Raw genomic sequence first — 13,784 nt, 5'->3', positions numbered from 1 at the left:
CCCGCTTCCGGGGCCGAACTTACGCTCTGCCGAGCAGCCACCCGCGGAAGGAGAGCCATGGCCGGCGAGTACCGGGCTGAGCCCGAGGCGATGCGCTCGTCCGTCGGCAACGTCGGCGGCATCATCGCGCACGGCATCAACGCCGTGGCCGACCTCGAACGGCTCGTCGTGCAACCGATGTCGTTCGCGGGTTTCGGCAGCGCGGTCGCCGCCGCCAACGCCGCCCTGCACTCCAGCCAGGTCACCGCCGTCCGCACGCTCCTGCAGCTGCTGCAGCAGGTCAACGGGCTGGTCAAGGCCAGTGCCGACGCCTACCAGGCGGCGGACCGGGCCGCGGCCGCCGGCTACGGCGGGGGACACGACGGGTCCTCGGCACCCACGTCGTCGATCTGGGGGAGCTCGCACGCTTCGGAGCTCGCCACCCTGGCGATCAACGACAGCGCGGGCGCCCACGGCGAGCCGTCGTCGGTCGGGAACGTGCTGCGCTACCTGGGGGACGCGCAGCTCGGCCGGCTCGGGGACCACCCGATCACCGACACGCGCTTCCACGGCGTCGCCGACTTCAACGACTGGCTGGCCGGCGACGCCGACAACCAGGCGCGCGTCGGGCTCATCGAGGTCTACGCGGGCACCGCGCGCACCTTCTCCGACGTTCCCGGCGGCGTGCACAGCGGGGACGTCGTGGTGGTCGAGCCGTTGCTGTTCTCCGACCGCCAGCCGGTCATCGGCGTCGCCGGCGACGGCGGCCGCCTGTACAACCACGGGCTCCTCGACGCCCGCATCGGCGGTCTGGCGAAGGTCAGCGTCTACCGGCCCGCCTCCGTCGTCGCCTGATCGTCCTGTCTGGCACTACAGAACCTTGTGAGGTCCGATGCTGACTTTCCCGAACTCCAGCGCGATGGACGCGACCGCGTCCTCGGGCGGGCCGATCACCATCCTGCCGCAGATCGTCACCGGCCAGCCGGAGCAGATCGCGCAGCACGTGGTCGACCTGGTCAAGAAGGCCGAGCAGTTCCTGAGCATGTACACCGAGCTCACCAAGGCCGCCGACCAGCTCGGCAAGATCTGGTCGGGCGCGGCGAGCGAGTCGGCGCTGAAGAAGATCGGTGACTCCCTCAAGCAGCTCGAGTCGATCATCACCGTCGTCCAGAAGGGCGCCGAGCTGCTCGGGATCTCGGGCACGCTGATCAAGACGGCACAGCAGGCTTACCGCTCGGTGGTCGCCGCGGTGAACCCGACGGTCGCCTCGCTGATGTCGAACCCGTGGACCTACGGCGCGGCGGTCGCTTTGTCGACCGCGACGAGCGCGTCGCTGCGGGCGTTCATCACCGCGATCGGCGCGCTGCTCAAGGCGCTCGGCGCGGTCGACCTCGCGCAGCAGGTCACGCAGCTCGCGCAGGTCATCGGCCAGATCGAGAAGCTCTTCCACCACGACTCCGGCAGCTCGGGCGCGACGACGCCGTCGATCGGGAACACCCCGGTCACGGCGCCCCAGGCCCCGTCGTCGGTGGCGAGTCCGGCCGGGCAGCAGGCGGTGGCGGGCGGGAGCGGCGGGGGGATCCCGCAGCAGCCTTCGTTCACCGACTACACCCCGCCCGCGCTCGCCACCGGCGGCGGTTCGGGCACCGGCACGGGCGCGAACGGTGCGACCGTGCCGGTGACCGCCAACGGGACCCCGCTGGACCCCTCGAACAGCTGGATCCCCGTCGACCACTCTTCGACGGCGCCGGGTACCGGATCGGTTCCCACCACCCCGGCACCGGCTCCGGCCCCCGCTCCGGTGCACGCCGCCGACGAGGTCGTCATCCACACCAACCTGACCACCGGGGAGTCCACTGTGGAGGCTCCGGGCGGTCAGGACTTCGACCTCGACATCGACCTGGACTTCGACGGCAAGCACTTCAGCCAGCACGTCGGCTACGACGCGGCCGCCGGGAACTAGCCCATGTGGTCCTCGGGGGTCGTCGACGCGTCGGGGGTGGTCAGCTCCGTGCTGTCCGGCTACCGGCAGGTCCTGGTCGAATGCCAGAGACGGGTCACCGGTGACCCCGGTGCGCTGAGCGCCGCTTCGCAGCGGGTCGCCACCCAGTCCTCGACGGTGTCGGGCAAGGCTCGCGAGATCGACGAGTCCGCCAAGACGCTGCACGCGGACTGGGACGGCGACGCCTACACCGCGTTCGCGACGGCGGCGGGGAAGCTGGGCGAGGAGCTCACCGACGCCGCCTCGAAGCTCGACGACCAGGCGAAACGGCTCTCGACGGCGTCGCAGCTCGTCCAGTCGGCGAAGGCCGCCGTGGACTCGGTCATCGCGCAGTTCGACCAGTACGCCCAGCAGCTGACCGCGCAGGCGCGCGCGGTGAACTCCGGCTCGGTCGGCGCGTTCATCCAGGCCGCGCGGCAGCTGGGGGAGCAGAGCGTCCAGGCCGCCCGCCAGGTCGTCGACGAGTTCTCCGACGCGCTCGCCGAGCTGTTCCCGCCCGAGGGCACCCAGCGGCTGGAGTACAAGCTGGGCAAGAAGACGGGCGGCCCGCTGGGCTGGCTCAACGGCAGCACCCTCGACGGCCGGAAGCGGCCGCGGGGCGCGCCGTCGTGGTTCGGCAACTCGGGCTGGAAGAAGCTCACCTGGGACGGCCTGGAAGGCACGCGCGCCCCGAAGAAGGCGGACACGCCGTTCGGCCAGCCGAAGCCCGAGGGGTTCAAGGACAAGCTCGGCAACAACACCGAGATCACGTACTACAAGTTCAAGCACGAGCAGGACGGGCTCACCCCGGAGTACGACGGCAAGATCACGTCGAAGGGCTGGGACGTCGGCGCGTCCGGGCACACCGAGCTGGCCGCGGTGAAGGAAGAGCTCGAAGCCAAGGGCGACTGGGGTCCCGCCGCGGCGCACGCCAAGGGGACGGTCTTCGCCGGTGGCGAGGCGAGCGCGTCCGGCACCATCGGAGCGCACGGCGTGGGCGCGCACGCGAACGTCTTCGCCGGCGGCAAGGTCGAAGGCGAGGTCGCCGCGGACGTCGCGGGCATCGGCGTCGGCGCGAACGGCACCCTGCAGTACGGCATCGGCGCGCAGCTCGACGCCCAGGCCACCTACGACGCCGGGCACATCAAGGTCAACTTCAAGGCGGGCGCGGCGCTCGGCCTCGGCGCCGGGGTCGGCGCGAAGATCGACATCGACCTGCCGAAGCTCGGCCACACCATCACCGAGTACGGCGGCGCGGCCGCGGACTACGTCGGGACCGCGGCGAACGACGCGGCCAACGCCGTCGGATCCGCTTGGGACGACGCCGTTTCCTACGTGGGGCTGTGATGACACTTCCCCTGGACTTCGTCATCCCGGACGGCTGGACGGCCGTCGACCCGGGCGACTCGGGCGCGGTGTTCGTCGCCGTGCACGACGCTGCGCCGGGCGAGTTCGTCCCGAACATCACGGTCAGCGTCCAGCAGCGGCCGGACGACGCGTCGATCGACGCCATCGCCACCGAAGCCGTCGAACGCCTTTCGCTGACGCTGGCCGGCTTGGAAACACTGAGCCGCCGCGACGTGGGCGCCCCGGCCGCGCCCGGCGTCATGCAGCTGCTGCGCCTGCGCACCGGCGAAGGTGACGAGCTGATCCAGACCCAGGTGCACCTGACGGTTCCCGGCCCCGCGCCGGCGGACCGGCTGGTGCTCGAGCTCGCCTGTACGGCCGCACCCGCGACCGCGCGGCGGCTCTCACCCGGTTTCCAGCGGTTCGTGGGCAGTGTCCGCGTCCGCCAGCACGAAGGGATGCAACAGTGACCGATCCGTACGCGGTGCCGGACATGGACGAGCTGCTCGCACAGGTGCGCAAGCAGACCGAAGAGGTCCAGCGGATCCAGCGCACGGTCGAGGCGATGGAGGTCAAGGCGCACTCGCGGCAGAACGAGGTCACCGTCACCCTCCGCGGCGACGGCCGGTTCACCTCGATCGACATCGACCCCCGCGCGATCCGCGAGTACGACGCCCGCAACCTCTCGGAGATCGTCCTCGAGGCGGTGAACGCCGGGCTCTCGAAGCTCGCCGAGGCGTCGAACGCCAAGTTCGCCCCGGTGATCTCGGCCGCGAAGAACGTCTGATGACCACGGCGTCTTTGACGGGCACGACCCGCCGGGTCACGGTGGTGACGCCGAGGGCCCGGGTGGACGTCGCGCTGCCGCAGCAGTCGACGTTCGCCGAGCTGGTGCCGCAGCTGGTCCGGCTGGCCGGAGCGTCCGGGCAGGCGTCGGCCGAGCATCCGGGCTGGGTGCTTTCCCGGCTCGGCGGCGCGCCACTGGCGTTGGGCCTGAGCGTGGCCGCGGCCCAGATCCGGGACGGCGAAGTGCTCCACCTGACCCCGCGGGAACGCCCGCGGGGTCCGCTGCTGTTCGACGACGTGGTCGACTCGATCGCCAGCGTCGCCGATTCGTCCGGCGGCTGGGGGCCATCGGTGGCGCGGCGGTCCGGCCTGGTGGCGGCGGTGGTGCTCCTGCTGGCCGGCGGCCTGCTGGTGCAGGCGGCGGCGTCCGGAAGTGTGCTGGCGCCGATCGGCACCGGCCTGCTGGCCTTGGTGCTCCTCCTCGGCGGCGGCGCGTTGAGCCGCGCGTACGGCGACGCCGAGGCGGGCGCGGCCGGCGCGGTCGCGGGCGTCGGCGTCGCGCTGCTGGCGGGGATGTCCGTGCTGGCACCGCATCCGCTGTTCTCGCTGTCGGCGGGCCCGCTGGCGGCGGGACTGGCGGCGGTGACGGTGTACGGAGTACTGGCGGCGGTGTCGGTGGCCGACCGCCTGCCGTGGTTCGTGGCGATCACGAGCGCGGCGGGCGCCGGCGCGATCACGACGGGCGTGGTGCTCCTGGCGGGTGTCAAGCCGGTGTCGGCCGCGGCCGCGGCGGTGGTGGCGGTGCTGTGCACGGCATCGGCGGCGGTGGCCCCGATGCTGTCGTTGCGCTTGGCCCGGTTGCCGCTGCCGAGGGTCCCGGACGACATGGAGGCGTTCCGCGCGGACGAACAGCCGTCGGTGGGAACGGAGATGATCGGCCGGACATCCCGGGCGCAGGCCGTGTTGACAGGGTTGCTGGTCGGCTTGGGTTCGGTGGTGCTGGCGTCGTCGGTGGTGCTGTCGGCGGGCGGGCCGTGGGACGCGGGCTTGGCGGGGTTGCTCGGGGTGGCGTGGATTTTGCGGTCCCGGTCGTATGCGGGTCGGGTCCAGCGTCTGGTGCTGGTGGGTTTTGGCGTGCTGTCCCTGGTGTGTGCCGGGGTGTGGCTGGTGGCGTCGGGCGACCGGACGGTGGTGTTCGCGGCGGGCTGCGCGGTGGTGCTGGCGGCGGTGGTGTGCTTGATTTACGCGACGCGAGTCGCGCGCGGGCTTCGGTCGCCTTACTGGTCGCGGCTTTTGGATGTTTCGGAGTTTCTGGTGCTGCTTTCGCTGGTTCCGTTCGTGGGCATGATCGCGGGGGTGTACGAAGCGGTCCGCGGTTAGCTCTTCACGATCAGCCCGCGCGGGACAGATCGACTATGCCGCCCCAGCCGGTGCCCGAAGCCCGGTTGATTCCCGCCGCCGGCGCGATCACCCACCGGCTTCGCCACCCTGACCGCCCCGCCGATCAAGAAGGCCGGCGCCAGCGCGAACAACGCCAGCCGTGGACCCGCTCAACGCCCGCCGATCACATCCACGCCAACCGAACACCATTGCCGTGCCGAAGATTGCCGTCGCCGGCGGCTGGAAGAGTCAGCTGTCCAGCGCCAGCGGCAACGTCTGCCGCACCGAGGCACCGTGCCGTCCGTGCAGCGGGACCGCCGCCCCCGGCGATGGCACCGGAGCCCCCGGCCGACCTCCCACCCGCACCGTCACCTCGACCTTCTCCCGCCCCCCGGCGGTCCGCGTCAGCATGTACGACGTCGCCGTGAAAGCCGCCCCCGGCACCGCGAAATCCACCATCCGCGACGACCGCGGCCGGAAGCACATCTGGGCCGCGTCGCTCCACGTCCACGACTTCCAGCGGTCCGGTGGCCCGGACGCCGCCCCCTGGACGCCCAGCGCCACCCGCAGCTCCTTCGCCAGCTCGCCGGCCTCCAGCACCGTGCTTTGGTACCCCGCCTCCGCCAGCGTTCCCATCAAGCTCAACGCCGCCGACGCCGTGCTCCGCAACGCTCCAAGATCGCCGCCACCGCGGGCCAGCGCCGCGATCGGCGCCAGGTCCGGCCGGTAGCGCACCGCCAGCCAGCGCACCCGCAACATCTGGTCGCCACGCGGAACGGCCCACGTCAGCAGCTGCGCCGACGACAACGGCACGTCCGTACGCGCATACGCCGAACGCAACGCCTCCACCAGCGGCCCCAGCGCCCCAGGCCCCTGGGTCAGCCGGACCAGCGCGCTCCAGCCGCCGTCGATCTCGGCGACGCCGAAACGGTTGCCCGCGCGGTCGACGTGCTGGCGGACCTTCACCGAGCCGGCCACCCACAGCAGCGGGTCGGGGCTGTCGCGGCGCGTGTCGTGACGCCGCAGCCGGAACGCCGTCCACGTCAGGGCCCAGCCCGCCACGTGGCGCCCGGCGAAGCGCACGGACGTCAGCAGCACCACGAGCCCGGCCGCCACGCTCACGCCGAGCCGCACCGGCTGCGAGACGCTGTCGACCATCCACGCGAGCAGGACGGCGATGCCGGCGATCTCCCACAGCGCGGCCTGCAGCGGCCGGATCGGCAGCAGCCAGGGCAGCGGCGTCGACGCGGGCCGCGGCGGTGCCGGGCGCACGGCGCCGGCGGTTTCGACGGACACGGGCTCCCCTTTCCCCGGGTCTCCGACGCTACTGCCTCCCCGGATACCGCGTGGGCGTAAAAATTACCCTCCCCTTCCGCCATCCGGGTGCCTAACGTCGAGCACTCGGGAGGACGACGCACACAGCCGGGGGCACAGCGCGTGTGGACGCAGCGGGACCAGATCCAGGCGTACCAGTTCCTCCGCCGCAGGCTCGTTTCCGCCCTCGTCGCGGCTGATGCCAACCACCCCGTCTCGCCCAGCCGCCGGCTCGTGCTCGGCACCGTGCTGGGGCTCGTGGCCGCGCTGCTCGTCACCGCCGTCTTCGGGATCATCGGCCTGCTCAACCCCTCCGGCGGCAAGGACTGGCTGGCCGGCGGCAAGGTGATCGTCGAGGAGGGCACCGGCGCGCGGTTCGTGCTCGGTGCCGACGGCGTCCTGCACCCGGTCCTCAACTACGCCTCCGCGCGGCTGCTGGCCGGCGGCAACGGCGACGCGACCGTGTCCGTCTCGCCGGAGAACCTCGGCAAGGCCGGCCGCGGCACCCCGATCGGCATCCCGGGCGCGCCCGACTCGGTGCCCGCCGCCGGCGCGCTCGTCACGACGCCGTGGACGAGCTGCAGCCGCACCACCCAGGACGCGCCCGCGTCGGCCGAGCCGCGCACCGCCGTCCTGCTGTCGGCGCCCGCGTCCGGCGTCGAACTGCCCCGCGACCAGGGCGTGATCGTCCGGCTGCCCTGGGGCGACCGGTTCCTGCTCACCGGCGGCCGCCGGTACAAGCTGTCCGACGAGGCCGCGACCGCGCTGCAGTTCGACAGCTACCCGACGATCGCGGTGTCCGCGCGGTGGATCGACACCGTCCCGGCCGGGCGCGACCTCACCGCGCTGCCGGTCGACGGCGCCGGTGACCGGGGGCCCGGGGTGGGCGGCCGCGGCACCCGCGTCGGCGAGGTCCTGGCCGTCGTGGACGCGCTGGCCGCGCCCGGCACCGCCACGTCGTACTACCTCGTCCGCCGCGACGGGCTCGAGCCCATCGGGCAGACCGAGGCGAGCCTCCTGGTGACGACGGCGGCGAACGCGGCCGCCTACCCCGGGACGCCGGCGCCGGTGGACGTCCGCGCGGCCGACGTCGCCGCCACGCCGAAGGTCGCCGCGCCCCGCGCCGGCGGTGCCGACCCCGCGGCCTTCCCGGACCGCATCCCGGGCAAGGCGCCGATCACCGGCAACTCCGTCGTGCTGTGCATCCAGGGCAGCCGGTTGCTCGTTTCGGCCGAATTCCCGCTTTCCCCTGGCGCGAAAGCAATCCAGGTCGCCACGAGGACCGAAGCACGGGTGGCGGACGAGGTGTGGGTACCTCCGTCGGGGGGAGCCGTCGTCGTCGAATCCGGCTCGGCCACCACGTACCTGGTGACCGACACGGGCCGGAAGTACCCGGTGGTGAACGCGCAAGCATTGGCCGCGCTCGGCTACGGAGGCGTGGACAGATCACCGGTCAACGGTAGTTTGCTGGCATTGGTGCCGATGGGCCCCGCGCTGGACCCGGCCACGGCCGGGCAGCCGGCCCCGTCGGGTGGAACGGGGTGAAAGTCGTGCACATGACACAAGAGCGCTCGGCCGAAGACGACCTGGACCGGGGCCGCGTCCGGGTCGCGGTCATCGAAGACCACCCGCTGTACCGCGTTTCGGTGGAGCGGGTGCTGGCCGAAGCCGAATTCATCGAGCTCGGGGCGGTGGTCGACTCGGTGGCGCGGTTCCACGTCCACCGGCAGCCACCGGGCAGCGTGGTGCTGCTGGACCTGGGCCTCCCGGGCGTCGCCGGGGCGGCGGCGGTCCTGGAGGTCTGCGAGCTCGGGCACCACGTCCTCGTGGTCTCCGCGCAGGCGGAGCCCGAAGTCGTGCTGGGGGCGATCGCCGCGGGGGCGCGGGGGTTCCTCTCCAAGGACGTCGACGCGGACGAGCTGCTGATCGCGATCAAGACGGTGGCCGGCGGCGGCGCGTACGTCTCCGCGGTGGTCGCCGGGATGATCATGAAGGACAACGCGGACCGGCCGGCCGTCTCGGCCGACGTCGAGCTGTCGCCGCGTGAAGAGCAGGTGCTGCGGCTGGTGGCGGCGGGGGAGCGCGATGTGGACATCGCGCTGATCCTCGGCATCGGCGTCCGGACCGTGCGGGGCTACCTCGACCGCATCCGCGACAAGACCGGCGAACGGCGGCGGCCGGGCCTGGTCAAGGAAGCCATCCGGCGCGGCCTGATCGGCGGCTCCGGCCCGCGGCGCGGCGGCCGCAAATGAGCGACGACGACCAAGCGGCGGCCAAGGCGCCGCGGAAGATCCACGTCGGGGTCATCGAGGACCACCCGCTCTACCGGTACGCGCTCACCCGCGTGCTCACCGAGGCCCCGGACATCGAGCTCGGCGCGGTCGCCGACTCCGTGGCCCGGTTCGCGGTCCAGGACCAGCCGGCCGGCAGCGTCGTGGTCCTCGACCTGAAGCTCCGCGGTGTCCAGGACGCGGCCGCGGTCCTGGAAGTGGGGCAGATGGGGCACCGGGTGCTGGTGGTGTCCGCGCACGCGGAACAGCCGGAGGTGCTCGGCGCGATGCAGGCGGGCGCGAAGGGCTTCCTGTCGAAGGACGTCGACGGCGACGAGCTCCTGCGCGCGATCCGCACGATCGCCGACGACAACGCGTACGTCTCGCCGACGCTGGCCGGGATGATCATCCAGGACAGCGAAGAGCGGCACGCGGGCCCGAAGATCGTGCTGTCGGAGCGCGAGAAGCAGGTACTCCGCCTGGTGGCGGCGGGGGAGCGCGACGTCGACGTGGCGGAGATCCTCAACATCAGCGTCCGGACGGTCCGGTCGTACCTGGACCGGATCCGCGACAAGACGGGCGAGCGCCGCCGGGCGGGCTTCGTGCGGGTCGCCATCCGCGAGGGCCTGCTCCGCTAGAGCCGGCGGTTGGCCAGGGCTCCCGTCGCCGTGCGGGCCTTGGCCGACACGGCCGGGTCGACGTCCACCAGCAGCATCTCCGGCTCGGCGCCCGCCTGGGCGACGACCCGGCCGAAGCCGTCCGAGACCGTCGAGTACCCGATGCCCGTCGGCGCCTTCGGGTTGACCGTGACGCCCGTCGCCGCCGGGTCGGCCTGGCCGCAGGCCAGTACCCAGCAGCCCGAGTCCAGGGCGCGGGCCCGCACCAGGACCTCCCACTGCTCGCGCTTGCCCTCGCCGGCGCCCCAGGACGCCGGGAGCAGCACGACGTCGGCACCGTCGTCGGCCAGCGCCCGGAACAGCTCCGGGAACCGCAGGTCGTAGCACGTCGCGACGCCGTAGACGACGCCGTCCAGCTCGAACGTCACCGGGGCCGAGCCCGGCGCCACCGTGTCGGACTCGGCGAAGCCGAACGCGTCGTAGAGGTGGATCTTGTCGTAGCCGCGGTGCTGCCCGCCGCCGGTGACCAGCAGCGTGTTGCGCACCCGGCCGCCGTCCGCCGGGGTGAACATCCCGGCGACGACCACCACGTCGTGCTCGGCGGCCACCGCGGCGACCGCGGCCGCCCACGGCCCGTCCAGGTCCTCCGCGACCGGCTCCAGCGGACGGCCGAACCGGGCCATCGTCGCCTCGGGGAACACGACGATCCGCGCGCCGTCCGCCACCGCGGCCTCCACCCCGGAGCGAATCAGCTTCAGGTTCGCTTCCGGGTCGTCACCCGAGTTGACCTGGCACAACGCGATTCGCGCCACCGCTGCCTCCTGCATGCTGGGATCCGCCGTCACCGGGGAGTATCGCCGACGAGGGTCCCAGTGTGACCTCGTACCCTGGAGGGCATGTTGAACCGCACCGACCTGCGTGGGCAGGTCCCGACCGCCGCCGAACTGCGCGCCACGCTGCCCCGCGCCGAATACGACGTGGACGCGGCGCTGCATCACGTGCGCCCGGTGGTCGAGGCGGTCCGTGACCGCGGTGTCGAAGCCGTCCTCGAGTACACCGAGAAGTTCGACAAGGTGCGCCCCGCGTCCGTGCGGGTGCCGCGCGAGCGGCTGACGCGGGCGCTGGCCGAGCTGGACCCGGCCGTGCGCGCCGCGCTGGAGGAGTCGATCGCCCGCGCCCGCAAGGTGCACGCCGAACAGCGCCGCACCGACGTCACGACCACGGTCGTCGACGGCGGCACGGTCACCGAGAAGTGGGTGCCGGTCGAGCGCGTCGGGCTGTACGCGCCGGGCGGGCTGGCCGTCTACCCCTCGACCGTGGTGATGAACGTCGTCCCGGCGCAGATCGCCGGTGTCGGCTCGCTGGTCGTCTGCTCGCCGCCGCAGGCCGCGTTCGACGGCCTGCCGCACCCGACCATCCTGGCCGCGGCCGAGCTGCTCGGCGTCGACGAGGTGTGGGCGGCCGGCGGCGCGCAGGCCGTCGCGCTGCTGGCGTACGGCGGCACGGACACCGACGGCGCCGAGCTGACCCCGGTCGACGTCGTCACCGGGCCGGGCAACATCTACCTGACCGCGGCCAAGCGCCTGCTGCGCGGCCTGATCGGCATCGACTCCGAGGCCGGCCCGACCGAGATCGCGATCCTCGCCGACGAGACGGCCGACCCGGTGCACGTCGCCGCCGACCTGATCAGCCAGGCCGAGCACGACCCCCTCGCGGCGAGCGTGCTGGTGACGACGTCGGTCGAGCTGGCCGACGCCGTCGACAAGGACCTCGTGAACCGCGTCGCGGCGACGAAGCACTCCGAACGCGTCGCCGAAGCGCTGGCCGGCAAGCAGTCCGGTGTCATCCTGGTGTCCACAGTGGACGACGGCCTGCGCGTCGTCGACGCCTACGCCGCCGAGCACCTGGAGATCCAGACGGCGGACGCCCGCGCGGTCGCCGCCCGGGTCCGCAACGCGGGCGCGATCTTCGTCGGCGCGTACGCTCCGGTGTCGCTCGGCGACTACTGCGCCGGGTCCAACCACGTCCTGCCCACCGGCGGCTTCGCCCGCCACTCCTCGGGCCTGTCCGTGCAGAGCTTCCTCAAGGGCATCCACGTCGTGGACTACTCCGAGGACGCGCTGCGCGAGGTCGCCGGCCGCGTCGTCGCGCTGGCCAACGCCGAGGACCTGCCCGCGCACGGCGAGGCCGTCGCCGCGCGCTTCGGAGGTTCGGTCCGATGACCATCGGCGAAGACGTCACCCTCGATGAGCTGCCGCTGCGCGACGATCTGCGCGGCAAGTCGCCGTACGGCGCACCGCAGCTGGATGTCCCGGTCCGGCTCAACACCAACGAAAACCCGTACCCGCCGCCGCCTTCGTTGGTCGAGGACGTGGCCGAGGCGGTCCGCGCGGAGGCGGCCGAGCTGCACCGCTACCCGGACCGTGACGCCGTGGCGCTGCGCCAGGACCTGGCCGACTACCTGAGCGTGTCGACGCGGGTGGTGCTGTCGGAGGCGAACGTCTGGGCCGCCAACGGGTCCAACGAGGTGCTGCAGCAGATCCTGCAGGCCTTCGGCGGTCCCGGGCGCAGCGCGCTCGGCTTCGAGCCGTCGTACTCGATGCACCCGATCATCGCGTCGGGCACGCGCACCGAGTGGGTCCCGGCGCCGCGCCGCGCCGACTTCACGCTCGACACGGCCGCGGCGGCGGTGCTGATCGCCGAGAAGCGGCCGGACGTCGTGTTCGTCACGAGCCCGAACAACCCGACGGGTGGTTCGATCCCGCTTTCCGAGCTGCGTTCCTTGCTCGACGCGGCCACCGGGATCGTCGTGGTCGACGAGGCGTACGCGGAGTTTTCGTCGCAGCCGAGCGCGGTCGGGCTGCTGGCCGACTACCCGGCGCGGCTGATCGTGTCGCGCACGATGAGCAAGGCGTTCGCCTTCGCGGGCGGGCGGCTCGGCTACCTGGCCGCGGCGCCGGCGGTGGTCGACGCGCTGCAGCTGGTGCGGCTCCCGTACCACCTGTCGCGGCTCACGCAGGCGGCCGCGCGCGCGGCGCTGCGCCACGCGGACGCCACTTTGGACAGTGTGCACAAGCTGTCGGCGGAACGCGACCGCGTCGTGGAAGCGTTGGCCGGCCTCGGGTTCGACCCGGTGCCGAGCGACTCGAACTTCGTCCTCTTCGGACCGTTCGCGTCACCCAAGGCCGCTTGGCAGGCCTATTTGGACCAGGGAGTGCTGATCCGCGACCCCGGTATCGACGGGCACCTGCGCGTGAGCATCGGCACCCCGGAAGAGAACGACGCCTTCCTCGAGGCGAGTAAGGAAGTTTCCCGATGACCCGGATCGGCAAGGTCGAGCGGACCACCAAGGAGTCCTCGATCTTCGTCCAGCTCGACCTCGACGGCACGGGCGAGGTCGACATCTCGACCGGCGTCCCGTTCTACGACCACATGCTGACGGCGTTCGGCGTCCACGGCTCCCTGGACCTCAAGGTCGAGGCGACCGGCGACGTCCACATCGACGCGCACCACACGGTGGAGGACACGGCGATCGTGCTGGGCCAGGCGATCCGCCAGGCCCTGGGCGACAAGAGCGGCATCCGCCGCTTCGGCGACGCGTGGATCCCGATGGACGAGACCCTGGCCCACGCGGCGATCGACGTCTCGGGCCGGCCGTACTGCGTGCACGTCGGCGAGCCGGAGCAGTTCAACACGTTCACGATCGGCGGCAACTACCCGTTCGTGCTGACGCGGCACGTGTTCGACTCACTGGCGTTCCACGCGCAGATCGCGCTGCACGTCCGGGTCATCCACGGCCGCGACCCCCACCACATCGCCGAAGCCGAGTACAAGGCGGTGGCCCGGGCATTGCGCGCGGCGACCGAGCCGGACCCGCGCGCGGGCGGCATCCCCTCCACGAAGGGCGTTCTGTGAGCAAGGAAGTAATCGGAGTGCTCCTGCTCGCCCTCGGGGGCTTCCTGGCGGGCGGCGTCTACTCGACGTGGAAGACGGCGAAGTTCATGGCCGGGGTGCTGGGCATCGCGGCCGTGCTCGCCGTCGGCGGCGCGATCTTCTGGTTCGCCAGCTAGCTGGCCGACCGATTCCTTTCGGGGCCGTAGTCGGTCTACC

15 protein-coding genes are annotated in these 13,784 nt (G+C 72.5%); 13 read left to right on the top strand and 2 right to left on the bottom strand.

Annotated features, from left to right (window positions below; all coding sequences use genetic code 11):
* Nucleotides 1-57 precede the first annotated feature (57 nt).
* The 6 genes from ACZ7PG_RS11050 to eccD are packed head-to-tail and all read left to right on the top strand — an operon-like array spanning nucleotide 58 to nucleotide 5,473.
* The gene (locus ACZ7PG_RS11050) at nucleotides 58-834 is read left to right on the top strand and encodes a WXG100 family type VII secretion target (protein ID WP_470238880.1); all 777 of its coding nucleotides are present in this window, start codon (nucleotides 58-60) and stop codon (nucleotides 832-834) included.
* Nucleotides 835-871: 37 nt separating this feature from the next.
* A complete protein-coding gene (locus tag ACZ7PG_RS11045; protein ID WP_470238879.1) occupies nucleotides 872-1,942 on the top strand; it encodes a WXG100 family type VII secretion target in 1,071 nt (356 codons plus the stop codon).
* 3 nt (nucleotides 1,943-1,945) lie between these two features.
* Nucleotides 1,946-3,307 carry a WXG100 family type VII secretion target gene (locus ACZ7PG_RS11040; RefSeq protein ID WP_470238878.1) on the top strand — a complete coding sequence of 454 codons (1,362 nt, stop codon included), beginning with the start codon at nucleotides 1,946-1,948 and terminating at the stop codon, nucleotides 3,305-3,307.
* Complete coding sequence (locus ACZ7PG_RS11035; RefSeq protein WP_470238877.1) at nucleotides 3,307-3,777, top strand: hypothetical protein; 471 nt, start codon at nucleotides 3,307-3,309, stop codon at nucleotides 3,775-3,777. The genes ACZ7PG_RS11040 and ACZ7PG_RS11035 overlap by 1 nt, the downstream gene beginning before the upstream one ends.
* Entirely contained in the window at nucleotides 3,774-4,094 is a 321-nt protein-coding gene (locus ACZ7PG_RS11030; protein ID WP_284740983.1) for a YbaB/EbfC family nucleoid-associated protein, read from the top strand. Before ACZ7PG_RS11035 ends, ACZ7PG_RS11030 begins: the two co-directional genes overlap by 4 nt.
* Nucleotides 4,094-5,473, top strand: coding sequence for a type VII secretion integral membrane protein EccD (eccD, locus tag ACZ7PG_RS11025; protein ID WP_470238876.1), 1,380 nt, complete (start codon nucleotides 4,094-4,096; stop codon nucleotides 5,471-5,473). Before ACZ7PG_RS11030 ends, eccD begins: the two co-directional genes overlap by 1 nt.
* A 249-nt stretch (nucleotides 5,474-5,722) precedes the next feature.
* On the opposite strand, the gene ACZ7PG_RS11020 is transcribed toward eccD, so the two are convergent.
* The gene (locus ACZ7PG_RS11020) at nucleotides 5,723-6,769 is read right to left on the bottom strand and encodes a type VII secretion protein EccE (RefSeq protein WP_470238875.1); all 1,047 of its coding nucleotides are present in this window, start codon (nucleotides 6,767-6,769) and stop codon (nucleotides 5,723-5,725) included.
* Nucleotides 6,770-6,910: 141 nt separating this feature from the next.
* On the opposite strand from ACZ7PG_RS11020, the gene eccB reads away from it, so the two are divergent.
* Genes eccB through ACZ7PG_RS11005 form a run of 3 tightly spaced genes read left to right on the top strand, consistent with a single transcriptional unit; the run spans nucleotide 6,911 to nucleotide 9,695 of the window.
* Complete coding sequence (eccB, locus tag ACZ7PG_RS11015; protein ID WP_470238874.1) at nucleotides 6,911-8,332, top strand: type VII secretion protein EccB; 1,422 nt, start codon at nucleotides 6,911-6,913, stop codon at nucleotides 8,330-8,332.
* Nucleotides 8,333-8,343: 11 nt separating this feature from the next.
* Complete coding sequence (locus ACZ7PG_RS11010; protein ID WP_364628146.1) at nucleotides 8,344-9,039, top strand: response regulator transcription factor; 696 nt, start codon at nucleotides 8,344-8,346, stop codon at nucleotides 9,037-9,039.
* Nucleotides 9,036-9,695: a response regulator gene (locus ACZ7PG_RS11005; protein WP_470238873.1), complete on the top strand. Its 660-nt coding sequence runs from the start codon at nucleotides 9,036-9,038 to the stop codon at nucleotides 9,693-9,695. Before ACZ7PG_RS11010 ends, ACZ7PG_RS11005 begins: the two co-directional genes overlap by 4 nt.
* On the opposite strand, the gene ACZ7PG_RS11000 is transcribed toward ACZ7PG_RS11005, so the two are convergent.
* Nucleotides 9,692-10,486 (bottom strand): carbon-nitrogen hydrolase family protein, encoded by a 795-nt coding sequence (locus tag ACZ7PG_RS11000; protein ID WP_470239042.1) that lies wholly within the window; start codon nucleotides 10,484-10,486, stop codon nucleotides 9,692-9,694. The two genes, ACZ7PG_RS11005 and ACZ7PG_RS11000, sit on opposite strands and share 4 nt — an antisense overlap.
* An 84-nt stretch (nucleotides 10,487-10,570) precedes the next feature.
* On the opposite strand from ACZ7PG_RS11000, the gene hisD reads away from it, so the two are divergent.
* Genes hisD through ACZ7PG_RS10980 form a run of 4 tightly spaced genes read left to right on the top strand, consistent with a single transcriptional unit; the run spans nucleotide 10,571 to nucleotide 13,744 of the window.
* Complete coding sequence (gene hisD / locus ACZ7PG_RS10995; protein ID WP_470238872.1) at nucleotides 10,571-11,896, top strand: histidinol dehydrogenase; 1,326 nt, start codon at nucleotides 10,571-10,573, stop codon at nucleotides 11,894-11,896.
* Complete coding sequence (locus tag ACZ7PG_RS10990) at nucleotides 11,893-12,993, top strand: histidinol-phosphate transaminase (RefSeq protein WP_470238871.1); 1,101 nt, start codon at nucleotides 11,893-11,895, stop codon at nucleotides 12,991-12,993. Before hisD ends, ACZ7PG_RS10990 begins: the two co-directional genes overlap by 4 nt.
* Nucleotides 12,990-13,589 carry an imidazoleglycerol-phosphate dehydratase HisB gene (gene hisB / locus ACZ7PG_RS10985; protein WP_125306859.1) on the top strand — a complete coding sequence of 200 codons (600 nt, stop codon included), beginning with the start codon at nucleotides 12,990-12,992 and terminating at the stop codon, nucleotides 13,587-13,589. Before ACZ7PG_RS10990 ends, hisB begins: the two co-directional genes overlap by 4 nt.
* A complete protein-coding gene (locus ACZ7PG_RS10980) occupies nucleotides 13,586-13,744 on the top strand; it encodes a hypothetical protein (protein WP_470238870.1) in 159 nt (52 codons plus the stop codon). Before hisB ends, ACZ7PG_RS10980 begins: the two co-directional genes overlap by 4 nt.
* The last annotated feature ends 40 nt before the right edge of the window (nucleotides 13,745-13,784 follow it).

This window comes from Amycolatopsis sp. NPDC114504 (assembly GCF_055633595.1).
This window is presented reverse-complemented; position numbering and strand designations above follow the sequence as displayed.

Coding starts and splice junctions, on each gene's coding strand:
- ACZ7PG_RS11050 (WP_470238880.1), top strand. CDS start 58: ATGGCCGGCGAGTACCGGGCTGAGCCCGAGGCGATGCGCTCGTCCGTC.
- ACZ7PG_RS11045 (WP_470238879.1), top strand. CDS start 872: ATGCTGACTTTCCCGAACTCCAGCGCGATGGACGCGACCGCGTCCTCG.
- ACZ7PG_RS11040 (WP_470238878.1), top strand. CDS start 1,946: ATGTGGTCCTCGGGGGTCGTCGACGCGTCGGGGGTGGTCAGCTCCGTG.
- ACZ7PG_RS11035 (WP_470238877.1), top strand. CDS start 3,307: ATGACACTTCCCCTGGACTTCGTCATCCCGGACGGCTGGACGGCCGTC.
- eccD (WP_470238876.1), top strand. CDS start 4,094: ATGACCACGGCGTCTTTGACGGGCACGACCCGCCGGGTCACGGTGGTG.
- ACZ7PG_RS11010 (WP_364628146.1), top strand. CDS start 8,344: ATGACACAAGAGCGCTCGGCCGAAGACGACCTGGACCGGGGCCGCGTC.
- ACZ7PG_RS11005 (WP_470238873.1), top strand. CDS start 9,036: ATGAGCGACGACGACCAAGCGGCGGCCAAGGCGCCGCGGAAGATCCAC.
- hisD (WP_470238872.1), top strand. CDS start 10,571: ATGTTGAACCGCACCGACCTGCGTGGGCAGGTCCCGACCGCCGCCGAA.
- ACZ7PG_RS10990 (WP_470238871.1), top strand. CDS start 11,893: ATGACCATCGGCGAAGACGTCACCCTCGATGAGCTGCCGCTGCGCGAC.
- hisB (WP_125306859.1), top strand. CDS start 12,990: ATGACCCGGATCGGCAAGGTCGAGCGGACCACCAAGGAGTCCTCGATC.